The sequence below is a fragment of the Flavonifractor sp. An112 genome, assembly GCF_002161085.1.
In the GTDB taxonomy this organism is placed as follows: Bacteria; Bacillota; Clostridia; order Oscillospirales; family Oscillospiraceae; genus Flavonifractor; species Flavonifractor avicola.
The window spans coordinates 14565-39898 of record NZ_NFLU01000020.1 but is presented as its reverse complement, the minus strand read 5'-3'; the positions used below and the strand labels follow the sequence as shown (position 1 = coordinate 39898).

General features: G+C 61.5%; 27 protein-coding genes and 4 tRNA genes. 24 read left to right on the top strand and 7 right to left on the bottom strand.

What is annotated here, in order from left to right:
* Positions 1-253: 253 nt before the first annotated feature.
* Positions 254-709 carry a transcriptional regulator NrdR gene (gene nrdR, locus B5E56_RS13330; RefSeq protein WP_087189029.1) on the bottom strand — a complete coding sequence of 152 codons (456 nt, stop codon included), beginning with the start codon at positions 707-709 and terminating at the stop codon, positions 254-256.
* Between the two features lie 177 nt (positions 710-886).
* Here nrdR and B5E56_RS15020 point away from each other — a divergent pair, with 177 nt between their 5' ends.
* The 15 genes from B5E56_RS15020 to B5E56_RS13260 all read left to right on the top strand — a co-directional run bounded on the left by B5E56_RS15020 (position 887) and on the right by B5E56_RS13260 (position 11482).
* A complete protein-coding gene (locus B5E56_RS15020) occupies positions 887-1015 on the top strand; it encodes a hypothetical protein (protein ID WP_255396452.1) in 129 nt (42 codons plus the stop codon).
* Positions 1016-1135: 120 nt separating this feature from the next.
* Positions 1136-1209: transfer RNA gene (locus B5E56_RS13325), tRNA-Gln, on the top strand.
* Between the two features lie 120 nt (positions 1210-1329).
* A complete protein-coding gene (locus B5E56_RS13320) occupies positions 1330-1542 on the top strand; it encodes a hypothetical protein (RefSeq protein ID WP_087390983.1) in 213 nt (70 codons plus the stop codon).
* Between the two features lie 249 nt (positions 1543-1791).
* Positions 1792-2022: an acyl carrier protein gene (gene acpP, locus B5E56_RS13315; protein ID WP_087267802.1), complete on the top strand. Its 231-nt coding sequence runs from the start codon at positions 1792-1794 to the stop codon at positions 2020-2022.
* Between the two features lie 56 nt (positions 2023-2078).
* Positions 2079-2504, top strand: coding sequence for an acetyl-CoA carboxylase biotin carboxyl carrier protein (gene accB, locus B5E56_RS13310; protein WP_087390980.1), 426 nt, complete (start codon positions 2079-2081; stop codon positions 2502-2504).
* 4 nt (positions 2505-2508) lie between these two features.
* Entirely contained in the window at positions 2509-3894 is a 1386-nt protein-coding gene (gene accC, locus B5E56_RS13305) for an acetyl-CoA carboxylase biotin carboxylase subunit (RefSeq protein WP_087390977.1), read from the top strand.
* The gene (gene accD, locus B5E56_RS13300) at positions 3891-4757 is read left to right on the top strand and encodes an acetyl-CoA carboxylase, carboxyltransferase subunit beta (protein ID WP_087390974.1); all 867 of its coding nucleotides are present in this window, start codon (positions 3891-3893) and stop codon (positions 4755-4757) included. The genes accC and accD overlap by 4 nt, the downstream gene beginning before the upstream one ends.
* The gene (locus tag B5E56_RS13295) at positions 4747-5568 is read left to right on the top strand and encodes an acetyl-CoA carboxylase carboxyltransferase subunit alpha (RefSeq protein WP_087390971.1); all 822 of its coding nucleotides are present in this window, start codon (positions 4747-4749) and stop codon (positions 5566-5568) included. The genes accD and B5E56_RS13295 overlap by 11 nt, the downstream gene beginning before the upstream one ends.
* Positions 5565-6515 carry a beta-ketoacyl-ACP synthase III gene (locus B5E56_RS13290; RefSeq protein ID WP_087390968.1) on the top strand — a complete coding sequence of 317 codons (951 nt, stop codon included), beginning with the start codon at positions 5565-5567 and terminating at the stop codon, positions 6513-6515. Before B5E56_RS13295 ends, B5E56_RS13290 begins: the two co-directional genes overlap by 4 nt.
* Positions 6516-6670: 155 nt before the next feature.
* Positions 6671-7597, top strand: coding sequence for a DUF561 domain-containing protein (locus tag B5E56_RS13285; protein ID WP_087390965.1), 927 nt, complete (start codon positions 6671-6673; stop codon positions 7595-7597).
* Complete coding sequence (gene fabD, locus B5E56_RS13280) at positions 7594-8520, top strand: ACP S-malonyltransferase (protein WP_087390962.1); 927 nt, start codon at positions 7594-7596, stop codon at positions 8518-8520. Before B5E56_RS13285 ends, fabD begins: the two co-directional genes overlap by 4 nt.
* 4 nt (positions 8521-8524) lie before the next feature.
* Positions 8525-9268 carry a 3-oxoacyl-[acyl-carrier-protein] reductase gene (gene fabG / locus B5E56_RS13275; RefSeq protein ID WP_087390959.1) on the top strand — a complete coding sequence of 248 codons (744 nt, stop codon included), beginning with the start codon at positions 8525-8527 and terminating at the stop codon, positions 9266-9268.
* Positions 9269-9286: 18 nt separating this feature from the next.
* Positions 9287-10528 (top strand): beta-ketoacyl-ACP synthase II, encoded by a 1242-nt coding sequence (gene fabF / locus B5E56_RS13270; protein ID WP_087390956.1) that lies wholly within the window; start codon positions 9287-9289, stop codon positions 10526-10528.
* Between the two features lie 5 nt (positions 10529-10533).
* A complete protein-coding gene (fabZ, locus tag B5E56_RS13265; protein ID WP_087331107.1) occupies positions 10534-10968 on the top strand; it encodes a 3-hydroxyacyl-ACP dehydratase FabZ in 435 nt (144 codons plus the stop codon).
* Positions 10969-11029: 61 nt separating this feature from the next.
* On the top strand, positions 11030-11482 hold the full coding sequence (locus B5E56_RS13260; RefSeq protein ID WP_087331105.1) for a MarR family transcriptional regulator: 453 nt from the start codon (positions 11030-11032) through the stop codon (positions 11480-11482).
* Between the two features lie 43 nt (positions 11483-11525).
* On the opposite strand, the gene B5E56_RS13255 is transcribed toward B5E56_RS13260, so the two are convergent.
* The 6 genes from B5E56_RS13255 to B5E56_RS13230 all read right to left on the bottom strand — a co-directional run bounded on the left by B5E56_RS13255 (position 11526) and on the right by B5E56_RS13230 (position 18605).
* The gene (locus B5E56_RS13255; RefSeq protein WP_087331103.1) at positions 11526-11729 is read right to left on the bottom strand and encodes a PTS ascorbate transporter subunit IIC; all 204 of its coding nucleotides are present in this window, start codon (positions 11727-11729) and stop codon (positions 11526-11528) included.
* Position 11730: 1 nt separating this feature from the next.
* Entirely contained in the window at positions 11731-12741 is a 1011-nt protein-coding gene (locus B5E56_RS13250; protein WP_087390953.1) for an SPFH domain-containing protein, read from the bottom strand.
* Between the two features lie 108 nt (positions 12742-12849).
* Entirely contained in the window at positions 12850-14859 is a 2010-nt protein-coding gene (locus B5E56_RS13245; RefSeq protein WP_087390950.1) for an S-layer homology domain-containing protein, read from the bottom strand.
* Positions 14860-14878: 19 nt separating this feature from the next.
* Positions 14879-16060: an ABC transporter permease gene (locus B5E56_RS13240; protein ID WP_087390947.1), complete on the bottom strand. Its 1182-nt coding sequence runs from the start codon at positions 16058-16060 to the stop codon at positions 14879-14881.
* Positions 16057-16788 carry an ABC transporter ATP-binding protein gene (locus tag B5E56_RS13235; RefSeq protein WP_087189048.1) on the bottom strand — a complete coding sequence of 244 codons (732 nt, stop codon included), beginning with the start codon at positions 16786-16788 and terminating at the stop codon, positions 16057-16059. Before B5E56_RS13235 ends, B5E56_RS13240 begins: the two co-directional genes overlap by 4 nt.
* Before the next feature lie 11 nt (positions 16789-16799).
* On the bottom strand, positions 16800-18605 hold the full coding sequence (locus B5E56_RS13230) for an efflux RND transporter periplasmic adaptor subunit (protein WP_087390945.1): 1806 nt from the start codon (positions 18603-18605) through the stop codon (positions 16800-16802).
* A gap of 206 nt (positions 18606-18811) precedes the next feature.
* On the opposite strand from B5E56_RS13230, the gene B5E56_RS13225 reads away from it, so the two are divergent.
* The 9 genes from B5E56_RS13225 (at position 18812) to B5E56_RS13190 (ending at position 25279) form a co-directional block, all read left to right on the top strand.
* A complete protein-coding gene (locus tag B5E56_RS13225; protein ID WP_087390942.1) occupies positions 18812-19489 on the top strand; it encodes a response regulator transcription factor in 678 nt (225 codons plus the stop codon).
* Positions 19486-20742: a sensor histidine kinase gene (locus B5E56_RS13220; protein WP_087390939.1), complete on the top strand. Its 1257-nt coding sequence runs from the start codon at positions 19486-19488 to the stop codon at positions 20740-20742. The genes B5E56_RS13225 and B5E56_RS13220 overlap by 4 nt, the downstream gene beginning before the upstream one ends.
* Positions 20743-20800: 58 nt before the next feature.
* Positions 20801-21664, top strand: coding sequence for a 16S rRNA (adenine(1518)-N(6)/adenine(1519)-N(6))-dimethyltransferase RsmA (rsmA, locus tag B5E56_RS13215; RefSeq protein ID WP_087327430.1), 864 nt, complete (start codon positions 20801-20803; stop codon positions 21662-21664).
* A 186-nt stretch (positions 21665-21850) separates the two neighbouring features.
* Entirely contained in the window at positions 21851-23458 is a 1608-nt protein-coding gene (pckA, locus tag B5E56_RS13210) for a phosphoenolpyruvate carboxykinase (ATP) (RefSeq protein WP_087390936.1), read from the top strand.
* A 113-nt stretch (positions 23459-23571) separates the two neighbouring features.
* Complete coding sequence (locus B5E56_RS13205) at positions 23572-24312, top strand: N-acetylmuramoyl-L-alanine amidase (protein ID WP_087327428.1); 741 nt, start codon at positions 23572-23574, stop codon at positions 24310-24312.
* Between the two features lie 307 nt (positions 24313-24619).
* Positions 24620-24772 (top strand): hypothetical protein, encoded by a 153-nt coding sequence (locus B5E56_RS14650; RefSeq protein WP_158094697.1) that lies wholly within the window; start codon positions 24620-24622, stop codon positions 24770-24772.
* Between the two features lie 109 nt (positions 24773-24881).
* Positions 24882-24958 (top strand) — tRNA-Arg (locus tag B5E56_RS13200).
* Between the two features lie 154 nt (positions 24959-25112).
* Positions 25113-25199, top strand: a tRNA-Leu gene (locus B5E56_RS13195).
* Positions 25200-25202: 3 nt separating this feature from the next.
* Positions 25203-25279: transfer RNA gene (locus B5E56_RS13190), tRNA-Met, on the top strand.
* The last annotated feature ends 55 nt before the right edge of the window (positions 25280-25334 follow it).

The window sequence follows — 25334 nt, the reverse complement described above, 5'->3', positions numbered from 1 at the left end:
TCCTCCCCCTGCACCCCCTCCATCCCCCGGGGCCATGCACCAGCCATGGAACAGAATTTGCGACGATTCTGTGCTATTACGGCTGAACAACGCCGAAACCGGGCCAAAATCTGAACCATTTTCGGAAACAGCTTTGCGGCATCAGGGGATGAAAAAAGCGAGGGTGCGTCGGATTTTTTCCAACGCACTCTCGCTCATGTTTGGGGTCAAACTTGGCGGACAAGCCGCCGTTTTTCAGGGGATTAGGTCACAATTACTTCTCCGCCAGAAGCTTGTTCAGTTCCTCCATAAAGGTGCTGATATCCTTGAACTGACGGTAGACGGAAGCGAAACGGACATAGGCCACCTCGTCCACCTTTTTCAGCCGTTCCATCACCAATTCGCCAATACGGGCGGAGGGAATCTCCCGGTCCATGTCGTTTTGCAGGACCTGTTCGATCTCATTGGCCATATCTTCCAGGGTGGCAAAGGCCACCGGCCGTTTTTCACAGGCCCGAATCATGCCGTTGAGCAGCTTGGTCTTGTCAAAGGTCTGACGGCTGCCGTCCTTTTTGATTACCATCAGGGGCAGACTCTCCATGGTCTCATAAGTGGTAAAACGCTTATGGCAGGCCAGACATTCCCGGCGGCGGCGGATGCTGGACCCTTCGTCGGACGGACGGGAGTCCACGACCTTGCTCTCCGGGTGAGAACAAAACGGACATCTCACAGCAGCAGCCCTCCTTTGAAACAAAGCTCCAGGCCAGGCCCAGGCAAAATATAGCAGCTTCTGTCGTATTATTATACCATACTTTGTTCTTAGTTGGTATCCCTGAAATGAGAAAGTTTTTGTATAAATCAGGAAACACCGGGGCAAGCTAGGAACGGTGAAAGCGAGGTGAGCACCATGCAGAACCAGCATAACGAGCAGAAGAAGTCCAGAAACCAGAATCCCGCTCCTCAGGACTGCAAGCATCCCCAGAGCAAGAAGCAGGAGCAGCCCCAGGATAAGACCGGTGATCCCAACCGTCATTGACCCCTTTTTCGTGGGCCGGAATGTCCGGCCCACAATTTTTTTATTTTTTTCATTTTCCTCTTGACATTTCTCTGTAGTTTGCTATAATAACACCTGCGCTCACGAGAGCGGCAAACAAATAGCGGGATTGTGTAAGGGTAGCACAGCAGACTCTGACTCTGTATGTGAGGGTTCGAATCCTTCTCCCGCTGCCAAAGCGAGACAACTTCGGTTGTCTCGCTTTTTTCTTTTTCGGTACCTCCCGTCCCCACCCTGCGTATACTGGGCTGTGGGGGGCAAAGGCCCGTCACGATTTTGATTGGGGGTACTTCATCATGTGTTGTAACAACCGGAATCGCTGCTGCCGCTGCTGCTGCGGCGCCTCTGAGAACAACAGGACCACTTCCAGTGACCTGTTCTCCGGCCTGACCCTGTCCGACCTGTCCGGCACAGCCGGCGGCCGTCAGGTCTATCTCACCATCCCGGCTTTCCTGTGGGCTGCCGATCAGGAGGAGGACACCTCCTGCGGCTGCTGTCGCTGCTGCTGAGCCCCACGCCGCCCCCTCCAGGGCGGCTACTTACCCCCAATCCCCGCCCTGCGATCCAATGGCAGGGCGCTTTTTTTGCGCTTTTTTCGTGAATTTGAACAGTTCTGAAGATTATCCTCTGGAGTTTCCAAAAAAAGTCTTGACAAATCACTTCCGCCTGCTAAAATATGCTTAAATTATTTTATTTAAAAATTTTTAAGTAAAATGATTTAACTAAAATTTTTGAATTGTTTTGTGAGGAGCATTACCATGGATTTCGAGAAGATTAAGGATATCATTGTGGAGACCCTGAGCTGCGACGCCGACAAGGTGACCCCCGACGCCCGCCTGGCCGAGGACCTGGAGGCCGATTCCCTGGCTGCCGTGGAGCTGTCCATGGCTCTGGAGGAGGCCTTCGGCGTGACCATCGCCGACGAGGACCTGCCCAACATGAAGACCGTGGGCGACCTGATGAAGTACATCGAGGATCACGCTGAGTAAGAGGAAGAAAACGGGCATCGGTGCAAACCGATGCCTTTTTTCCGAAAGGAGCCGCTATGACCAACCAAGAGATTTTTGAGCTGATGGCCCGCTTTGACCAGAGCGGCATCACCACCTTCAAGCTGAATACCAAGGACTTTACCCTGGAGCTGGGCAAAGGCGGCAGCGCTGCCGTTCCCGCCGCTCCCGTGGGCGCACCCGCACCTGCCGCTGCTGCGCTCGCCCCGGCGGCTCAGCCCGATGGTCCCTGCATCACCGCCCCCCTGGTGGGCACCTTCTATGCCGCCTCCGCTCCCGACGCCGAGCCCTTCGTCAAGGTGGGCGACAAGGTGAAGAAGGGCCAGACCGTCTGCCTCATGGAGGCCATGAAGATGATGAATGAGGTCCACGCCCCCTGCGACTGCACCATCGAGGCCATTCTTCAGGAGGACGGGGCTCTGGTGTCCTTTGGGGACCCCCTCATTCGTTACCGGGAAGGGTGATTCCATGTTCAAGCGTATTTTGATCGCCAACCGGGGCGAGATCGCCGTCCGGGTGTTCCGGGCCTGCCGGGAGCTGAACATCGAGCCTGTGGTGGTCTACTCCCAGGCCGATTCGGAGGCTCTTCATGTCCAGCTGGCGGAGCGGGCCTACTGCATCGGCCCCGCCCGCTCGGCGGACAGCTACTTAAATGTGGACGCCATCCTCACCGTGGCTCAGGCCACCGGGTGCGACGCCATCCACCCCGGCTACGGCTTCCTGTCGGAAAACGCCGATTTCGCCGACGCCTGTGCCCAGGCGGGCATTGCCTTTATCGGCCCCTCCGGCGACGTGATCCGGGCCATGGGCAACAAGGCCGCCGCCCGCAAGCTGATGGTGGAGGCCGGGGTGCCGGTGGTCCCCGGCTCCGACGGGGCGGTGGACACCGCCCAGGAGGCCAAGGCACTGGCCGATTCCATCGGCTACCCGGTGCTCATCAAGGCTGCTGCCGGCGGCGGCGGCCGGGGAATGCGCCGAGTGTTTGAGCCCGACCAGCTGATCCCCCTCTTTGAGGAGGCCCGCAGCGAATCGGTAGCCTGCTTCGGCAGCGGAGAGATGTACCTGGAGAAGCTGATCCTCAACCCCCGGCACATCGAGTTCCAGATCCTGGCCGATTCCCAAGGCCATGTGATCCAGCTGGGGGACCGGGACTGTTCCATCCAGCGGCGCAACCAGAAGCTGCTGGAGGAGTCCCCCTCCAAGGCCCTCACCCCCGAGCTGCGGGAGCGTATGGGAGCCGCCGCCGTGGCCGCCGCCAGAGCCGCCCACTATGAGAACGCCGGCACCATCGAGTTTGTGCTGGACCCGGAGGGCAACTTCTACTTTATTGAGATGAACACCCGCATCCAGGTGGAGCACCCGGTCACCGAGCTGGTCACCGGCATGGACCTGGTGCGGGAGCAGATCCGCATTGCCGCCGGCCTCCCCCTGTCCCGCACTCAGGAGGAAGTCACCCTCAACGGCCACGCCATCGAGTGCCGCATCAACGCCGAGGACCCGTCCAACGACTTCCGCCCCTGCCCGGGTAAGATCGACTTTGTACACCTGCCCGGCGGCTGCGGGGTGCGGGTGGACACCGGCCTGTACACCGGCTATACCCTGCCCCCCTACTACGACTCCCTGATGGCAAAGCTCATTGTTCACGCCCCCACCCGGCTGGATGCCATCCGCCGGATGCGCCGTGCCTTGGAGGAACTGATCATCGAGGGGCCCGCCAACAACACCGATCTGCTCCATCAGATCATGCACCACCCCGACTTCATCCGGGGCAACTATAACACCGGCTACCTGGAGGCCAATATGGACACCCTGCTGGCCTGGAGCCGCAGCGGAGAGGAGGAACCTAAGGCATGAGCAATGTCTTTGCCCAGCGGCGTCAGAAGCTGCTCTCCCTGAAGGCTCTCCGGGGCAGCTCCCCCGCCCCCGCCCATACCGAAGAGACCTGTCCCGCCTGCAGCGGCACCTTCCGCCGCAAGGATCTGGTGACTGCCCGGTACGTCTGCCCCCTGTGCGGCCACCACTATCCTATCGGGGCCTATTATCGCCTCAGCCTGGTGCTGGACAAGGGTACCTTCCGGGAGTTGGACGCCGCCCTGTCCTCCAGCGACCCCCTGTCCTTCCCCGGCTACTCCGCCAAGCTGGAGGGCGCCCGCCGCCGCACCGGCATGAACGAGGGCGTGGTGGCCGCCACCGGCCGCATCAACGGCCAGAAGGTGGCCATCGGCGCTCTGGACAGCCGGTTCTTCATGGGCAGCATGAGCGCCGCCCTGGGCGAGAAGGTCACCCGGCTGGTGGAGTATGCCGAAAAATATAAGCTGCCCCTCATCCTCTTCTCCGCCAGCGGCGGAGCCCGGATGCAGGAGGGCATTTTGTCCCTGATGCAGATGGCCAAGACCTCCGCCGCCCTGGAGCGGTTCTCCCGCAAGGGCGGGCTGTACATCTCCGTGCTCACCCACCCCACCACCGGCGGCGTCACCGCCAGCTTTGCCAGCCTGGGCGACATCATGCTGGCCGAGCCCGGCGCCCTCATCGGCTTTGCCGGCCCCCGGGTCATTGAGCAGACCATCGGCGAGAAGCTGCCCGAGGGTTTCCAGAGCGCCGAGTACCTGCTGGAACACGGCTTTCTGGACGCCATCGTCCCCCGGACCCAGCTGCGGGACACCCTGATTCAGCTGCTGAAACTGCACGGGAAAGGAGGGAGCGACCGTGGCAAATAACCTGACTCCCGCTCAGCGGGTGGCCCTGGCCCGCCATCAGGACCGGCCGGGTACCGCCGACTTCATCGCCGCCCTCTTCACTGACTTCTTTGAGCAGCGGGGAGACCGGCTCTGTTCCGACGACGGCAGTATCCTGGGCGGCGTGGCCCTCTTCCACGGCCAGCCGGTCACCGTGATCGGCCACCGGAAGGGCCGCACCCTGGAGGAACACCTGGCCTATCACTTCGGTATGCCCTCCCCCGAGGGCTACCGCAAGGCCCAGCGGCTGATGGAGCAGGCGGAGAAGTTCCGCCGTCCCGTCATCACCTTCATCGACACCCCCGGCGCCTACCCCGGCCTGGAGGCCGAGGCCAGAGGCCAGGGAGAGGCCATCGCCCGCACCCTGGCTCTCTCCTCCGCCCTCACCGTCCCGGTGATCTCGGTGGTCACCGGCGAGGGGGGCAGCGGCGGCGCATTGGCTCTGGGTGTGGGCAACAAGGTACTCATGCTGGAAAATGCCGTCTACTCCGTCCTCTCCCCCGAGGGCTTTGCCGCCATCCTGTGGAAAGATTCCTCCCGCAGCGACGAGGCCTGCGACGTGATGAAGCTCACCGCCGCCGACCTGCTGGAGCTGGGCGTCATCGACGCCGTGATCCCCGAGCCCACCCAGGGAGCCCATACCGACCTCCATGCCGTCTGCCGCTCCCTGGACGCCGTCCTGGCCAAGGAGCTGGCGGCACTGAACAAGCTGAACGGTCAGGCTCTGGCCACCCAGCGCTACAAAAAATTCCGCTTAATGGGCAGCAAGGCCCTGAGAAAGGAGCGCCCATGAACGGAATCAAACTGCTGAGCACCGGCTCCGCCCTGCCCCGCCGGGCGGTGACCAACGACGATATGTCCAAGATCGTGGACACCAACGACGAGTGGATCGCCACCCGCACCGGTATCCGCAGCCGCTACCACTGCACCGAAGGCGAGAGCCACACCACCCTATGTCTGGCCGCCGCCAAACAGGCTCTGGAGCGCTCCGGTATCGGTCCGGAGCAGATCGGGGTGTGCATCGTGGCTACCCTGTCCCAGGATTTTCTCACCCCTGCCGCCGCCTGCATCCTCCAGCGGGATCTGGGCTTTCCGGAGGACACGGTGTGCTTCGACCTGAACGCCGCCTGCTCCGGCTTTGTGTACGGTCTCCATACAGCGGAATGCCTGTTGGCCGCCGCAGAACGGAAGTACGGCCTCATTGTGGGCGTGGAGGCCCTGAGCCGCATCACCGACTTCACCGACCGCTCCACCTGCGTCCTCTTCGGAGACGGCGCGGGAGCCGCCGTGGTGGAGTGGCGGGCGGACTATCCTTCCCTCTGCGGAGTGCTGGGCTGCCGGGGCAATCAGGAAGCCCTGTACGTCCCCGGAGCCAACAGCGCCGATCCCTCCTACATCCATATGGACGGCAAGGCGGTGTTCCGCTTCGCGGTAGAGGCCCTGCCCCGCTGCGCCAAAGAGGTGCTCAAAAAGGCTGGCCTCACCCTGGAGGACGTGGACCGCTTCGTGTTCCACCAGGCCAACCAGCGCATCATTGACTTTGCGGTGAAGAAGCTGGGAGTGAATCCGGCCAAGTGTACCGGCAACATCGCCCGCACCGGCAACACCTCCGCCGCCAGCGTACCCCTGCTGCTGGATGAGCTGGTCACCTCCGGTCAGCTGACTTCCGGCCAGAAGGCCCTGTGCGTGGGCTTCGGCGGGGGCCTGACCTGGGCGGGAGCACTGCTGGAACTGGCGTAAAAAAACGGGCGACCACAAGGGTTGCCCCTACGCAAAGTCGCTACCCCGTAGGGGCGGCCTTTATGGCCGTCCGCCATCATACATACCGCTTCCCTCATCCGTCTGGCCTTCGGCCAGCCACCTTCCCCCAGGGGAAGGCTCATAAGGAGTATATTATGAAATTGAATGAACTTCTGGGGATCGAATTCCCCATTATCCAGGGCGGCATGGCCAACGTGGCCACTGGTGCTTTTGCCGCCGCCGTGTCCAATGCCGGCGCGTTGGGCCTCATCGGCTCCGGCGGCATGGACGCCGACGCCCTGCGTTGTGAGATCCAGGCCGCCCGTGCTGCCACCAATAAGCCCTTCGGCGTCAATCTGATGCTGATGAATCCCCACATCGAGGACCTGGCCCGCGTGGTGGTGGAGGAGGGCGTCCAGGTGGTGACCACCGGCGCCGGCAACCCCGGCAAGTACGTCCCCGCCTGGAAGGCCGCGGGCATCAAGGTGTTCCCCGTGGTAGCCGCCCCCATCCTGGCCAAGCGTCTGGAGCGCTACGGCATTGACGGCATCATCGCCGAGGGCACCGAGAGCGGCGGCCATGTGGGCGAGATGACCACCATGGCCCTGGTGCCCCAGGTGGTGGACGCGGTGAGCGTGCCCGTCATTGCCGCCGGCGGCATTGCCGACGGCCGCCAAATGGCCGCCGCCTTCGCCCTGGGCGCCTGCGGCGTGCAGATCGGCACCTGCCTGCTGGCCAGTGAGGAATGCCCCATCCACGACAACTACAAACAGGCCGTGGTGAAGGCCGGGGCCAACGACACCACCGTCACCGGTCGCACCGGCGGCGCTCCCGTCCGGGTGCTCAAGAACAAGATGGCTCGGGAGTACCTGCGCATGGAGAAGCAGAACCTGCCTCTGGAGGAGATGGAGAAGCTGACCCTGGGCTCCCTCCGCCGGGCGGTGTTCGACGGCGATCTGGACACCGGCAGCTTTATGGCCGGTCAGGTGGCCGGTATGGTAAAGGAGGTCCGTCCCCTGCGGACCATCTTTGAGGAAATGATGAGCGGCTGCCAGGCCGTTGTGAAAGGACTGAACGTATGAGCCTCGCGTTTCTGTACGCCGGACAGGGCAGCCAGCACCCCGGCATGGGGGCCGACCTCTATGAGGCCTACCCCGTGTTCAAAGAGGTGCTGGACAGCGCCGACGTGGACTTTGACCTGAAGACCGTCTCCTTCACCGACCCCGACGGGGTACTGAACCAGACGGAGTACACCCAGCCCTGCATGGTGGCTTTCGCCGCCGGCATGACCGCCATCCTGTATGACATGGGCATCCGGCCCGATTACGCCGCCGGCCTCAGCCTGGGCGAGTATTCCGCCCTCCAGGCCGCCGGGGTGTTCACCCCTGCCCAGGCCATCTCCCTGGCCGCCTTCCGGGGCCGCGCCATGGCCTCCGCCTGCGCCGGTATGGCCTGCGGCATGACCGCCGTACTGGGTCTGGACCGTGAGAAGCTGCAGCAGGCCTGCGATCAGGCCGCCGACGCCGGTGTGGTGGAGATCGCCAACTACAACTGCCCCGGCCAACTGGTCATCGGCGGCGCCCAGGAGGCGGTGAACAAGGCCGCTTCCATTGCCAAGGAGCTGGGCGCCAAGCGCTGCCTCCCTCTGAAGGTCAGCGGCCCCTTCCACACCTCCCTGCTCCGCCCCGCCGGCGACGCCCTGCGGGAGAAGTTCCAGAGCGTCACCTTTGGAGAGATGGCCTTCCCGGTGCTCTTCAACTGCCTGGGCCATGAGATGGGCGAGAATGACACTATCCCCGCCCTGCTGGAGCGCCAGGTCCAGTCCTCCGTCTACATGGAGGACACCATCCGCCGCCTGGAGGCGCTGGGTGTGGACACCATCGTGGAGATCGGTCCGGGCAAGGCCCTCAGCGGCTTTGTAAAGAAGACCGCCCCCTCCATCAAGACCTACGCCGTGGAGACCTGCGCCGACATTGAGGCCCTCTCCGCCGCTTTGAAAGGATAACAGTATGAGCATGAATGGAAAAATCGCCGTGGTCACCGGCGGCAGCCGGGGCATCGGCAGGGCCATCTGCCTGGAGCTGGCCCGCCGGGGCGCCAACGTGGTGTTCTCCTACGCCGGCAACACTGCCGCTGCCGAGGAGACCCTGGCCGCCATCAAGGAGCTGGGGGTGGAGGCCCGGGCTGTCCAGGGCAGCGTGACCGACCCCACCGCCGTGAAAACCCTCATCGACACCGCCTTAAAGGAGCTGAGCGGCCTCCATATCCTGGTGAACAACGCCGGCATCACCCGGGACAACCTGGCTATGATGCTGAAGGAGGAGGACTTCGACGCGGTCATTGAGACCAACCTGAAGGGCACCTTCCTGTGCATGAAGGCCGCCGCCCGGCCCATGATGAAGGCCAAATACGGCCGCATCATCAACCTCAGTTCCGTGGTGGCCCTGCGGGGCAACCCGGGCCAGATCAACTACTGCGCCAGCAAGGCGGGCGTCATCGGCATGACCAAGTCCCTGGCCAAGGAACTGGGGGGCCGGGGGATCACCGTCAACGCCGTAGCCCCCGGCTACATCGCCACCGACATGACCGCCGCCCTGCCGGAAGCCGCCCGGGAGGCCATGCTGTCCACCATCCCCGCAGGCCGGGCCGGCACCCCCGAGGACGTAGCCGCTGCCGTGGCCTTCCTGGCCTCTGATGAGGCCGCCTACATCACCGGACAGGTCCTTTCCGTCGACGGCGGCATGGGTATGTGAGGAGGAACAAGATCAACTATGGAAAAACGCAGAGTCGTCATTACCGGCATGGGGACCGTGAATCCCCTGGGCCACAACGTGGCCGACACCTGGCAGGCCGTCCGCAACGGCGTGTGCGGCATCGCCCCCATCACCCAGTACGACGCCGCCCCTCAGAAGGTCCATCTGGCCGCCGAGGTAAAGGACTGGGACCCCACTTCCGTGCTGGATAAGAAGGAAGTACGCCACATGGCCCGCTACTCCCAGCTGGCTATGGCCTCCGCCAAGGAGGCGGTGGCCGACAGCGGTCTGGATCTGGAGTCCATCGACCGCACCCGCTGCGGCGTCATCGTCTCCAGCGGCATCGGCGGCATCGGCAACACCGAGGCCGAGCAGATGCGCTGCTCCGAGAAGGGCTTTGACCGGGCCTCCCCCTTCTACATCCCCTCCACCATTGCTAACATGGGCGCCGGTCTCATCGCCATCGCCTTCGGCTTCCAGGGTATGTGTACCTGCCCTGTCACTGCCTGCGCCGGCGGCTCCAACGCCGTGGGCGACGCCTTCCGCCACATCCGGGACGGCTATGCCGAGGTGATGCTGTGCGGCGGCGCCGAGTCCGCCATCACCCCCCTGTCCATCGGCGGCTTCACCACCATGCGGGCCCTCCATGTGGGCGACGACCCCAACCGGGCCTCCATCCCCTTTGACGCCCAGCGCTCCGGCTTCGTTATGGGCGAGGGCGCCGGTATCCTGGTGCTGGAGGAGTATGAGCACGCCAAGGCCCGGGGGGCCAAGGTGTACGCCGAGGTGGTGGGCTACGGCGCCACCTGCGACGCCTACCACATGACCGCCCCCGCTCCCCACGGGGAGGGCGGCGCCCGGGCCATGGCCCAGGCTCTGTCCGACGGCGGCGTGGCCCCGGAGCAGGTGGGCTACATCAACGCCCACGGCACCTCCACCCCCCTGAACGACTCCGGCGAGACCGACGCCATCAAGACGGTGTTCGGCGACCACGCCTACAAACTGGCAGTCAGCTCCACCAAGTCCATGACCGGCCATATGCTGGGCGCTGCCGGTGCGGTGGAGGCCATCTTCTCCGCCCTCACCCTGAAGGACGGATATCTGCCCGCCACCATCAACTACCAGGAGGCCGATCCGGCCTGCGACCTGGACTATGTACCCAACCAGGGCCGGAATGCCGACGTCCAGTACGCCCTGTCCAACTCCCTGGGCTTCGGCGGTCACAACGCCTGTGTGCTGTTCAAGAAGTGGGAGGGTTAAACGCTATGGAACTCAACTCCAATCAGATTGCTGAGATTCTGCCCCACCGCTACCCCTTCGCCCTGGTGGACCGCATCGTGGACGGTGAGGCGGGTAAGTGGGCCAAGGGCATCAAGTGCGTCAGCGTCAACGAGCCCTTCTTCCAGGGCCACTTCCCCCAGTACCACGTCATGCCCGGCGTCCTCATTCTGGAGGCCCTGGCCCAGGTAGGTGCGGTGGCCCTGCTGTCCCTGCCGGAGAACCGGGGCAAGATCGCCTTCTTCGGCGGTATCAAGAACGCCCGGTTCCGCCGCCAGGTGACCCCCGGCGACGTGCTGGAGCTGGAATGCACCCTCACCAAGCAGAAAGGGCCGGTGGGCATCGGGGAGGCCAAGGCCACCGTCAACGGACAGGTGGCGGCCACGGCGGAGCTCACTTTTGCCCTGGGTAAGGATTCCTGATTGCCCTCCCCTCCGCCGTTTGTTATAATAAGAATAAGATCAAAAATGCGGAGGCACGGGTATGCTGGAAGAGAAATTTGAGATAGTGTATACGAAATTTAAACTTCACTTTTATCAGGAGATCTTCGAGCGGTTCCAGAACCGGGAGGCCAGCCTGACCACGGTGGAGACCTTCGCTATGGAGACCATCCAGGCCCTTGGGTCCCCCACCATCAACGAGTTTGCCTCCTTTATGCGTATTTCCCCGCCCAATGCGGCTTATAAGATCAACAGTCTCATCCGCAAGGGCTATGTCCAGAAGATCCAGTCGGAGCATGACAAGCGAGAGTACCACCTGCAGGTAACCCAAAAGTACAAGGAGTATTACAACATCAGCAACGACTATGTACACGTAGTTACCGAGCGGATGCGGGAGCGGTTCACCCCCGCTGAATGTGCCAAACTGGAGGAGATGCTCTCCATCATCAGCAAAGAGCTGATGCCGGAAATCCGTCTGGGCTCCGCCGAGGCCTGAACCAATCAAAAAAAGACGTGCTGCCGTGGCAGCACGTCTTTTTTCATTGGATATCCAGTTCCGGCGGCACATCTATCTCATCGGATACATATTTGCCGTTCTTTTTCCGCTGCCGGACGCACTCGGTGAGCAGATACTCGATCTGTCCGTTCACCGAGCGGAAGTCGTCCTCTGCCCAGGCCGCAATGGCGGCATACAGCTTGGGGGACAGGCGCAGGGGCACCTGCTTCTTACCATCGCCCGCCATATCAGTACAGGCTGCCGGAGTTGACCACCGGCTGGGCGTCCCGGTTGCCGCAAAGTACCACCAGCAGGTTGGACACCATGGCGGCCTTCCGCTCCTCGTCCAGTTCCACCACCTGCTTCTCGCTGAGCCGCTCCAGAGCCATCTCCACCATGCCCACGGCCCCGTCCACGATCATCTTGCGGGCGTCGATAATGGCAGAGGCCTGCTGCCGCTGGAGCATCACCGCGGCGATCTCGGGGGCATAAGCCAGGTAGGTAATGCGGGCCTCAATGATCTCCAGCCCGGCCTGAGCCACCTTGCTCTGGATCTCATCCTTGATACGCCCGGCCACCACCTCACTGGAGCCCCGCAGGCTGCCCTCGTCAGCGATGCCGTCGCCGGTGGTGTCCACGTTGGGGGCCACGTCGTAGGGGTAGATACGCACAATGTTCCGCAGGGCGCTGTCACACTGGAGGGACAGGTATTCCTTGTAGTTGTCCACGTCGAATACCGCCTTGGCAGTGTCCACCACCCGCCACATGACGGCGATACCGATCTCCACCGGGTTGCCCAGGCAGTCGTTGATTTTCTGGCGGTTGTTGTTCAGGGTCATGATCTTGAGGGAGATCTTCTTGCCGCCCGCCTGGGCCTCTGCCTTCTTCTCCGCCTTGCTGCCGCCATCCACATCACCGCTCTGGTTCAGCCTGGTCTGGGCCGCCGGATTGACCCCGGAGCAGAAGGGGTTGACGTAGTAGAAACCCTCCCCCTTCAGGGTGCCGATGTACTTGCCGAACAGGGTGAGCACCAGGGCCTCCTGGGGCTTGAGTACCTTCAGACCGCAAAGAAGAATCCAGCCCAAGGACGCCCAGACAATGCTCACAGCCAGAATGACCACCGTGACTGTATCCATGTCTCCTGCTCCGTCCTGGACGGCGGCCCACACGATGCCGATGACCGCCAGCACATACAGGGCCAGAATGAGCAGCAGCATAGGCATACCTTTTTTCTTGCCGGTTAAAATCTTCTCTTCCATAAGAGCACCTCCCGCTCTCTATTTGATATCAAAATAATATCATCAAAATATCAGATTGTCAAGAGGAGGACAAAAAGAGCGCGCCGCTTTCGGCACGCTCTTTTCCTGTTATTCAGCTGCGACCACCCGAACCACGGCGTCCACCCCCAGGGTGCCGCTGTAGTACACGGCAAAGGTATCGCTGTAGGCCCGGGCCTGGGACAGGGTGACCCACTGCTCGGTATCGCTGTTATAGCCCTCGGCGGTGTCGCTGATGGGCACCCGCACCCCGTCGATCACCACCGCGTCCAGGCCGTCAAAGGCGCTCTGGCTCACATCCTCCGCCTGGCTGAGGGTGACAAGGGACACCGCCTTCCCCTCGGAGGATACCGCGATGCCCCCCATGGTGCCGGTACGCCCGGACTGGCCGGTGATATACTCCTGGGTGGTACCGCCTCCGTTCTCCACCGAAACGGTGCGGTTGGTGTAGGTCATGCCGCCGCTGCCCTCCGTCCTGCTGCCCATGGTGAGCAGACCATAGGTATAGGCACTCCCCGTCACGTCATCCAGCAGCAGCACACTGACAAGGCCATTGCTGTCGGTGACGTAGAAATCAATGTCAGAAGCCTTCACAGTGGCACTCTGAATGTCCTCCAGGTCGATCTCCGTGACCACGCTGGTCCCCGCCCGCTCGTAGATCCGCACGTTGTCTGCCAGAGGGATGGAGCCCAGGGTCCCCTCCGACACATTGAGATCCAAACTGCTGCCGCCGGACACCTGGGACACAGAGAGCTTACCCACACCGCTGGAAGTGACCTTCACCAGGTCCCCCGCACCGGCGGAACCGCTGATCGTCCCTCTGGCGGTGAGGCCGCAGGTCAGTTCCACCTGCCCCTCTCCCAGGACCCCGTACAGGGTAGTCTGCCCACCCGCGGCAGCGGAGATCACCGCACCGTCCCCGTTCAGGGTAACGGTAATCTTATCCCCAACCGAACAGCCGCTCAGGCTGTCCACGGCGCTCTCCTCCACCTCCAGCTCCATGCCCAGCAGGGTGATGGTGTCGGGGGCGGCGGTGTTGGGGCTGGCCGACTCATAGTAGCCCGTGAGGGTGACCCCCGCATAGGCGGTCCTCTCCGTGGCCGCCACCAGCTCCAGATTGCCCGACTGGTTGTAGTAGAGGGTCAGTTGGGAACAGCTCTCCAGATCATACCAGCAGTTCTCAAAGGTGGTCAGGGTATCCCCCACCACCACCGGCGTGGTGCTGCTGACGGCATAACTGCTGTTGATCCGGTTGGCGGTGACGCTCTCGGGGATAAGGGTGTACCGTACCGTGTCGTCGGGCAGGAAGCCGCTCACCCGTCCGCTCTGGTCCAGCAGCAGGGTGCCCCGGCTGCCCGCCAGGCCCTCCAGCTCCGCCGCCGGCTCATACCAAGACAGGTTCTGGTTGGCGTACACCTCCACCATGCCCTCGGTTCCGTCGCCGCTCTCAGCGTCGGCATCCAGCAGGACGGCGTTTTCCACCTTGGAGGCGCACAGGTTGTCGATGTAGTCCCTGCCTGCGCTGTCGCTCTGGCCCAGCAGGGCGTAGAGCAGCAGGGCCGCCTCACCCCGGGTCAGGGCGTGGTCCGGGTCACCGGACACCCCCTCCAGCAGCCCCAGCTGCTCTCCCAGGGCCATGTAGTCCTCTGGCCAGAAGGGTCCCACCTGGTCGGTGGTATAGCCCAGCAGGCGCAGCACCACCGTCACCGCCTGGCCCACCGTCACCGGGTCGTCGGGGCCGAAGGTGCCGTTGCCGTAGCCGGATACCAGGCCCTCCTCACAGGCCAGATTGATGTAAGGAGCCGCCCAGTGGCTTCCCGCCACGTCGGAAAAGAGGGTGCGGTAGGCGCTGCCGCTTACCTGATCCCCGTGGCCCCCGGCCAGCACCGCCAGCTTGCAGAACTGAGCCCGGGTCAGTCCCTGATCCGGGTAGTAGTTGCCGTCGGAGCCGCCGGAGACGATCCCCAGACCGGACAGCACCTCCACTGCCAGGGCGGTGTCGGCATCGCTCACGTCGGGAAATGAGGCCGCCCCGGCGTAGCCGGTCAGCCCCAGACACAGCCCCGCCGCGGTCAGCAGGGACAAGAGTTTGCGTTTCATTGGAATCTCCTCCTTCTGTTCAATCCGCCCGGAGGGCGTCCACCGGCTGGAGGTTGGAGGCCTTCACCGCCGGGTAGATGCCGAACACAATGCCGATGATCACCGAGAAGCCAAAGGCCCCCGCCGTCACCAGGCTGTCCGGGAAGAGGATCAGGTCGTACATGGCCTTGCCCAGGATCAGGCTCAGGCCGTAGCCCAGCAAAATGCCGATGACGCCGCCCATGCCGCTGAGGATGGCGGCCTCCACCAGGAACTGGCCGATGATCTCCCCCCGGGGCGCGCCGATGGACTTTTTAATGCCGATCTCCCGGGTGCGCTCGGTGACGGTGACCAGCATGATGTTCATGATGCCGATGCCGCCCACCAGCAGGGCGATACCGGCGATGCCGCCCAGCACCACGCTCATGGAGGTCATCTCTTCGGTGGACTCAGTCATGGCGGCGTTGCCGTTTTCCAGATCATATTCTCCCACTGTGGAGGAGATGGTGTCGGCCAGAAAGACCTCCAAATCCGCCATGACGGCGTCCATGTTATCCGATTTATCCACTTTCACTGTAAAGGAGGTGAGGTAGTCGATCTGGAGGATGGCCCGATCCAGGGAGTAAGGGATCACCGCCATATCGTCCATGGACCCCTCGGTGCCCCCGTCCTTCTGGTAGTAAGTACCCACCACGGTAAAGGGCTCGCCCCCCAGATACACCGTCTCCCCAATGGGGTCGGCATACTGGAACAGGCTGTCCGCCACGTAGGACCCCAGCACGCACACCCGGTTGCGCTGTTCAATGTCAAAGGCATTGATGTCCCGACCGCTCTCCAGGGTGTAGTTGTTGCACACAGCATATTCGTCGCTGCCCAGATATACGGTACTACTGTCCAGGGTGGTGGTACGGTATTTCATAGGCAATGCGGTGGGCAGGTCGGGGCTCACCCCTTCTACCGTGTCGCTCAGTTCCTCATCGCAGTAGTCATACAGGGCGCTCATCACATCCACGCTGCGGCTGGTGTCGTACCAGGTCACAGTGACATTGACCTTGTTGACGCCCAGCTTCTCATAGTAGGCGGTGATGTCGGCGTTGTAGCCAGACACCAGAGCCACCAGCACCAGCACGGCGGTGACGCCGATGATAATGCCCAGCATGGTGAGGAAGGAGCGCCCTTTCTTCTCCCGGATGGACTCCAGGGCCATACCCAGTGCGTTCACGGCGCCACCCGCCTTGCCGGCACGTCCAGATCCACCAGCACCCCGTCCCACAGGCTGTCGTGGACGATCTTCCCGTCCTTCACCCGCACCGTGCGGTCGGCCTGGGCTGCAATGCCGTTGTCGTGGGTAATGAGGATCACGGTGGTGCCCGTCCGGTTCATTTCCCGCATGAGGGCCAGCACCTGGGCGCCGGTCTTGGAGTCCAGGGCGCCGGTGGGCTCGTCGGCCATCAGCACGGGAGACTGGGCCGCAATGGCCCGGGCAATGGCCACCCGCTGCTGCTGGCCGCCGGAGAGCTGGCCGGGCCGGTAGTCCGCCTTGGCCGCGATCTCCACACGCTCCAGGGCCTCCATAGCCCGCGCCTTCCTCTGGGCCAGGGGCACCTTCTGGTAGAGCATAGGCAGAGCTACATTCTGCCACACGCTGAGGGAGGGGATCAGGTTGTAGCCCTGAAAGATGAAGGCGATCTTCCGGGAGCGGATGAGCTCCAGCTCCCGCCGCCCACGCTGGCTGATGGGGATGCCGTCCAGATAGTACTCCCCCCGGGTGGGTACATCCAGGCAGCCCAGAATGTTCATCATGGTGGACTTGCCCGAGCCGGAGGTACCAATGATGGCCACAAATTCTCCCTGGTTGATCTCCAGCGTCACGCCGTCCAGGGCGTTGACCTGGTTTTCCCTGCCCTCGCCGTAGATCTTATACACGTTGTCCAGTCGGATCAAACTCATTTCGCCACCTCCTAGCCCATGGGGCCGCCGCTCATGCCGCCGCCCATATTACCGCCGGGCATCATGCCGCCGCCCTGCTCCATACCACCGGGCCGGCCGCCGGAGAAGTCACCCATGCCCTCAAAGCCCTGTTCCTCACCGCTCTGGCTGGTGGTATCGCCGCCGGAGGGGGCCGTCTGCTGATAACGGGTGAATACCTCCACCCCCTCCTCCACGCCGGAGAGGATGCGGACATACTGGCTGTTGGACACCCCGGTCTCCACCGGCACGGCATAGAATCCGTCTGGCACCACGCCGTCCTCCAGATCCACCGCGTTGTCCGGCCGGGTATCCGCCTTCACAAAGAGGCAGGTGCCCTCGCTGGTGCTCTTCAACGCCGCGATGGGGGCAAGCACACCCTCCGACTCGTCACCCACGGTGATGGTGTAGGACACGTTGACGCCGGCGGACAGGGCCCCTTCACTGGGAATGGTGATGGTGATGGGGAAGTAGGCCACGCCGTTGGTGTTGGTGGCCTCATAGCTGATGGCGGTCACCGTGCCGGTATAGTGGGTGTCGCTCTCCGCCCCGGACTGGGTGATGTCCACCTCCATGCCCATGGTGATGCTGTCAATGTCCAGCTCGTCAATGTTGGCGGTAATGGTCATGGAGTCCAGGTTGTAGAGGGTCACTGCGGTCTGCCCCGCCTGCCGGGGAGCCTCCCCCTCCTGTATCCCAACCATGATGATCTTCCCGTCGATCTCCGCTGTCACCTGGTAGTCGGAGCGCTTTTCCTCCGCTTCGGTGATCTTCTCCTGGGTCTGGGTGATTTTTTCCTGGGTCTGGGTAATGCTCCGCTGGGTGGTCTCCACCTGGTCCTCCAGATCGGAGCCGTCAATGATAAAGAGGGCAGCCCCGGCGGTCACCGTCTCATAATCATCCACGTTGACTGCCGTCAGCTTGCCACTCTCGGTGGCGGTGATGTCCTCGCTGGCATAGGGTTCCAGCGTGCCCTCCACAGCGGGATAGAGTTTCTCCCCACTGCCGGTCAGCAGGTAGCCCGCGCCGGTCATACCCTCGCTGAGGGCCCCCGGATTATCCACCGTCACCGTCACCGCAAAGCAGCGGGTGCCCTCGGCGGTGACCCGGTCCACTTTCTTGATCTCCGTCACGGTGCCATCCAGGGTGGTCATGAGGCTGGCGATGGACACCCCCGCCTTCATGCCCACATAGATCTGGTCCTCGTAGGCATAGCTGAAATACTGGGTGAGGGTCATCTTGCTGTCGTCCACCAGGGTAGCCAGCTTGGTACCCGATCCCACACTGTCCCCCGCCCGGACGGTCACATCGGTGATCCTGCCGGAGAAGGGTGCGGTCACAGTCAGGTCAGCCAGCCGCTCATTCAATTCAGACAGCTGATCGGAGGCATCGGACAGGGTATTCTCCAGCTCGGTCAGTTCGTCCTGATAGCCTTCGATCTCCTCATCCAGCTCAGAGTCGTCCTGGGTATAGAGCAGGTCTCCCGCCGCCACTGTATCACCGGCGGACACATAGACCCCGGTGATCTCCGCCGCGGAGGCTGTGGTATAAGTAACGCTATCCGCTGGCATGGTGGTACCTGTTCCTTCAATGACCGTAGACAGGCTGCCATAGGTGGTGGTTTCGGTCAGGGCCGTCTGAGTCTCATTCTGAAAGAAAAGGGTCTTGATGCCAAAACCGCCGCCTACGACAACAGCTGCCGCCACAACCAGGGCCACGGCCCGCTTGATGGGAAACTTACGCCGGGCTTTCTTTGGGATCTGTGGGGTCTCCTGGGGCATGATTTCTGCACATTCCATGGTGGGTCCTCCCGTCTGTTCCGGATTCTGGGTCAGTATAATTTGTCAATCTGAAATTACCCTGAAAAATCCAGCGCTGGAATTGTTAACACTCTGTAAATCCTTTTTTCTTTCCATTTTTCTATCATATTTTCAGATAAATTTCAGGATGGAACGGTATCCTTTGCTCAGCAAATACGCATACCAAACAGGAAAGGATCTTACCTATGAGAGTTTTAATCGTAGAAGATGAGCGCCGGCTGGCGGAGGCCCTGGGCCAAATCATGGCGGAGCAGCGCTATCAGACGGATGTGGTATATGACGGGGCCGACGGGCTGGACTATGCCCTGACGGAGCAATACGACGTGATCGTGCTGGACGTGATGCTGCCCAAGCTGGACGGCTTTGAGGTAGCCAGCCGCCTGCGTCACGCCCATGTGTCCACCCCCATCCTCATGCTCACCGCCCGGGATGAGATGCCGGACAAGATCGCCGGTCTGGACCACGGCGCCGACGACTACATGACCAAGCCCTTTGACATCGGGGAGCTGCTGGCTCGTGTGCGGGCCCTCACCCGGCGGCAGGGGGAGGTCATCGGCGAGCAGCTCACCGCCGGGGACCTGATCCTGGACTTATCCACCCGCTGTCTGCGGCAGGGGGACAAATCGGTGCGTCTGGGCTTTAAGGAGTTTGATGTACTGCGGCAGCTGATGGTCCATCCCCGGGCCGTGGTACCCAAGGAGGATATCATCGCCCGGGTCTGGGGGCTGGATTCCGATGCGGAGGACAACAATGTGGAGGTATATATCTCCTTTCTGCGCAAAAAGCTCACATTTCTGGAATCCAATGTGAGTATCGGTACCGTCCGGAAGGTGGGCTATTATCTGGAGGTGCCCGTCTCATGATCCGACGGCTGCGGTGGAAGTTTATCCTCATCAACCTGCTGCTGGTGGGACTGGTTTTAACGGTGGTCTTTGCCCTGCTGCTCTCCTCCAACGCCCGGAGGCTGGCTGATCAGGGAACCGCCGCCCTCCATATGGCGCTGAATCGGGGAGATGACGAGCTGCCGCCCCGGTTTGAGATCGGCTCTCCGCCGGAGCAGGACGGCATGGACCGGGACCGCAATGCCTCCATGGTGCCCGTTTTTTCCGTTACTATGGAGGATGGACAGGTCACCTCCATCAACGACGGCGGCCATGTGGATGTGTCGGAGGAGACCGCCGCCCAGGCCGCTCAGGAGGCCATGGACTCGGAACAGGACAGTGGCGTGCTGGCCGATCTGGGCCTGCGCTTTTTGATGGAGGAGAAGCCTGACGGCACCATCCGTATCGCCTTCGCCGACCTGTCCTGGGAACGCAGTACCCTGCGCAACCTCTTTCTCACCTGCCTGCTGATCTGGCTGCTGGCCATGGCCGCCTTTTTCTTTGTCAGTCTGTTTCTGGCCTCCCTGGCCCTCCGGCCGGTGGAAAAGGCCTGGAAACAGCAGAGGCAATTTGTGGCCGACGCCTCCCATGAGCTGAAAACACCGCTGACCGTAATTCTGGCCAATACCGGGATCGTTCTGGCCCATCCGTCGGACACGGTGGAAAGCCAGTCCAAGTGGCTCAGCTACACCCAGGAGGAGGCCCGCCAGATGAAGGGGCTGGTGGAGGACCTGCTCTTTTTGGCCAAATCGGACAGCGCCCGGCTGCCTACCCATCCCACCCAGGTGGATCTGAGCCAGCTGGTCCAGGGCTGCCTGCTCCCCTTTGAACCGGTGGCCTTTGAGGCGGGGGTGGCCCTGGAGTCCCACATCGATCCAGAGCTGACACTCACCGGGGATGAGGGGCAGCTGCGGCGGCTGGTACGTATTTTGCTGGACAATGCGGTGAAATACGCCGGTCCACCCAACCCGGAGGTCCGGATTACGCTGACCCGCCAGCAGGACAAGCTGCGCCTCAGCGTCCACAACACCGGCGCTCCCATTCCGGCGGAACACCTGCCTCACCTATTCGAGCGGTTCTACCGGGCGGATGCCGCCCGGGACCGGGCTCAGGGGGGCTATGGTCTGGGGCTGGCCATCGCCAAGAGCATTACCGAAACCCACCGGGGCAGGATTTCCGTGACCAGCACCCCGGACAGCGGCACCACTTTCGCTGTCCGGCTGCCCCGGCGGTAGGCTTGTATTTTCATTCTGTTTCCCGTATACTGATGTCAATACGTGTGCGAGGTGGATTATGGATCTCTGCAACAGCAATGACATCAAGGCCCTGTTGGGCCGCCACGGCTTTCGTTTTTCCAAAAGCATGGGCCAGAATTTTCTCATTCAGGGCTGGGTGCCCCAGGACATTGCCGACGCCTCTGGCGCCGACGAGACCTGCGGCGCTCTGGAGATCGGACCGGGCATCGGTCCTCTCACCGTTCAGCTGGCCCGCCGGGCAGGCAGGGTAGCTGCCATTGAGCTGGATCGGGACTTGCTGCCCATTCTGGCGGAGACCCTCTCTCCCTTTGACAATGTGACTGTCATCCCCGGGGACGCCATGAAGCTGGATCTGGCCGCCCTGGCCGCGGAACAGTTTCCCGGCCTCACCCCGGTGGCCTGTGCCAACCTGCCCTACAACATTACCACCCCCGTCATTACCGCCCTCATTGAGGCAGGCTGCTTTGCCTCCATCACGGTAATGATCCAGCGGGAAGTGGCCAAACGGATCTGCGCCGATCCCGGTACGGCGGATTACGGCGCTTTCTCCCTGTTCTGCCAGTACTACACCCAGCCGGAGTATCTCTTTGAAGTGCCTCCGGAGTGCTTTCTGCCTGCCCCCAAGGTGACCTCGGCGGTAATCCGCATGGTGCCCCGGTCTGAGCCGGTACAGACCCTGGTGGAGGACGACTTCTTCTTCCGGGTCGTGCGCGCCTCCTTTGCCCAGCGCCGCAAGACCCTGCTCAACGGTCTGTCCGCCGCTTTCGGCGACCGGTTGAGCAAGGATCAGCTGCGGCAGGCCATTGCCGACGCCGGACTGCCTGAGGGGGTCCGCGGCGAGCGGCTGGGCATCCAAGAGTTTGCCCTTCTGGCCCGTGCGCTTCGGGCGCTTGGAGCTTGAAGTTCCTGGTACTTCAAAAGGCAGATTGAAACTGCCGGGAAAGAAAATTGCAAAATCGCCTGGCACAGGGGAATTGACATTATGCCTAAATCTGTGTATGATTATCCCATGGGATTTGTAACTTCCGGGGCTTGTCCGCCCCGCCAGAGCCCCAGAGAGATCAATACGGGAAAGAGGTCATGCATTATGGCAAACATTGATTTGAATCAATACGGCATCACCGGCGTCACCGAGATCCTCCACAACCCCTCCTATGAGGTCCTGTTCCAGGAAGAGACCAGGCCTGAGCTGGAGGGCTATGATAAGGGCCAGGTCACGGATCTGGGCGCCGTTAACGTCATGACCGGCATCTATACCGGCCGTTCCCCTAAAGATAAGTTCATCGTTATGGACGACACCTCCAGAGACACCGTGTGGTGGACCTCCGATGAATTCAAGAACGACAACAAGCCCGCTTCCCAGCAGGCTTGGGATACCTGCAAGCAGTTGGCCATTCAGGAGCTGTCCAATAAGAGGCTGTACGTCATGGACGTGTTCTGCGGCGCCAACGCTGATACCCGTATGGCCATCCGCTTCATCATGGAAGTGGCCTGGCAGGCTCACTTTGTGAAAAATATGTTCATCCAGCCCACCGAGGAGGAGCTGGAACACTTCCAGCCCGACTTTATCTCCTACAATGCCTCCAAAGCCAAGGTGGAAAACTATAAGGAACTGGGGCTCAACTCCGAGACTGCCGCCATCTTCAATCTCACCTCCCGAGAGCAGGTTATTCTGAATACCTGGTACGGCGGCGAGATGAAGAAGGGTATGTTCTCCATGATGAACTACTTCCTGCCCCTGAAGGGTATGGCCTCCATGCACTGCTCCGCCAACACCGACATGAATGGCGAGAACACCGCCCTGTTCTTCGGCCTGTCCGGCACCGGCAAGACCACCCTGTCCACCGATCCCAAGCGCCTGCTCATCGGCGACGACGAGCATGGCTGGGATGATAACGGCATTTTCAACTTCGAGGGCGGCTGCTACGCCAAGGTCATCAACCTGGATAAGGAGTCCGAGCCCGATATCTACAATGCCATTAAGCGCAACGCTCTGCTGGAGAACGTCACCGTGGACGAGAACGGCCACTGTGACTTCAATGACGACTCCGTCACCGAGAACACCCGTGTCTCCTATCCCATTGACCACATTGAGAAGATCGTCCGGCCCGTATCCGCCGGTCCCGACGCCAAGAACGTGATCTTCCTGTCCGCCGACGCCTTCGGCGTGCTGCCTCCTGTGTCCATCCTGACCCCGGAGCAGACCGAGTACTACTTCCTGTCCGGCTTCACCTCCAAGCTGGCCGGCACCGAGCGCGGCATCACCGAGCCCACCCCCACCTTCTCCGCCTGCTTCGGCCAGGCCTTCCTGGAGCTCCATCCCACCAAGTACGGCGAGGAGCTGGTGAAGAAGATGGCCAAGTCGGGCGCCAAGGCCTACCTGGTGAACACCGGCTGGAACGGCACCGGCAAGCGGATCTCCATCAAGGATACCCGTGGTATCATTGACGCCATCCTGGACGGCTCCATTCTGAAGGCGGAGACCAAGACCATCCCCTACTTCAATCTGGCTGTCCCCACCGCCCTGCCCGGCGTGGATACCAACATTCTGGACCCCCGCAACACCTACGCCGATCCCACTGAGTGGGACACCAAGGCCAAGGATCTGGCCGCCCGCTTCGTGAAGAACTTCGCCAAGTACACCACCAACGACGCCGGCAAGGCTCTGGTAGCCGCCGGTCCTAAGGTGGACTGAGTTATTTACATACATCCTTTCGCCGTCCCCGGTGCGTTTTACGCACCGGGGACTGTTTCTGGTGCGCAGCCCCCCCTTCTCCCGCATAGCATGGGGAAAAGGAGGTTATTTTTATGCCCATTATCTACCTCTCCCCCTCCACCCAGGAGAACAACCTGTACGTCAACGGCGGTACGGAAGAGGAGTGGATGAATCGTCTGGCTGACGCTATGGAGCCCTACCTCACCGCTGCCGGCATCCGTTTTTCCCGCAACACCCCGGACATGACCGCCCTGTCCTCTATCCGGGCCTCCAACGCCGGGAACTACGATCTCCACCTGGCTCTCCACTCCAACGCCGCACCGGAAGAGCAATACGGTCAGGCCCGGGGTATCGTGGTCTTCTATTATCCCAGCTCCACAGAGGGTAAGCGGGCCGCCCAGCTCATTGCCAATGGTCTGAAAACCATCTATCCCCTGCCTAATAAGGTTCGGGCCGAGTCTACCACCTCCATCGGCGAGGTACGGCGAGTACGTGCCCCCTCGGTGTTCCTGGAGCTGGGCTATCACGATAACCCGGACGATGCCGCCTGGGTGCAGAACAACCTGGACGCCATTGCCCGCAATATCGTCCTCTCCCTGACGGAGTATTTTGGTCTACCCTTCCTGGAGCCTCAGTCCCCCCGTCCCGCCGTTGTGGACGTCTCCTGGGGCTATCTGAACATCCGCGATAAACCCTCCACCACCGCCGCTGTGCTGGCCAGGGCCTACGACGGTACCCGCCTTACCATCCTCAACCAATGGGAGGACTGGTATGTGGTCCGTCTGGACGGCATGGTGGGCTGGGCCAACAGCCAATTTATCACACTGCTGTAACATACTCATGCGTTCATAATTCGTTCACAATAAGTTCCGAAACGGTTCACCACTTCGGTGCGGAATCTGGTATCATAGAGACTGTCAGGATACCAGAGATAACAATGACATTACTCCTCCTCTCTTCTCTCTCTTTTCAACGCACTACCCACTGTCCCACCGCAGGGCGGCAATCGCTCCCTGCGGTGGGGACAGACCAAAATTTCCGCGTCTCTGTTTCGGAGGCGCGTTTTTTGATGCCCGCTGTATCCTTTTTTCTCCTGCCGGCTATACTAGCTATGCAGACTAACCGGCAGGAGGTGATAGAATGGCGTATATTGATCCGGCAATCCGGCCCCAGTTTGACTCCATGCCGCCCCACCTTCGGGAGCATATTCTCAACATGGGGGTGCGGCTGGAAACCATGGCAGATCTGATGGGCTGTCTGGAGCGCATTATCGCGGAAGAGGGGCATAAATAGGCCCTCTGAAATTTTTTGAAAATTTTTTAAAAAAGGTCTTGCATTCTGTCTAAAGCTGTGCTAATATAATTAAGCTGCCAGCGAGAGAGAGAAACACCTCAGTTGATATGCGGCTGTAGCTCAGTTGGATAGAGTGTTTGGCTACGAACCAAAAGGTCGGGGGTTCGAATCCCTTCAGCCGTACCAAAAGAGACACACAAAAGCGTGTCTCTTTTGTTTTTTTGCTTTTTATCCAGCAGTCAATTTTTTCTCTTTATTTTTTAAATCAGGGGTTGACATACCATCCCCTCTGTGGTATTCTATTTAGGCACTCAGAAAACGCGAGACTGGAGCCCTCCACGCCGGAGTGGCGGAATTGGCAGACGCCCGGGACTTAAAATCCCGTGGGAGTAATCCCGTGCCGGTTCGACCCCGGTCTCCGGCACCATATCGCGGGGTAGAGCAGTTTGGTAGCTCGTCGGGCTCATAACCCGGAGGTCGGAGGTTCAAATCCTCCCCCCGCAACCAGAAAAAAACACCTGATTCCACGAGAATCAGGTGTTTTTTATTACTTTTCTGCCAT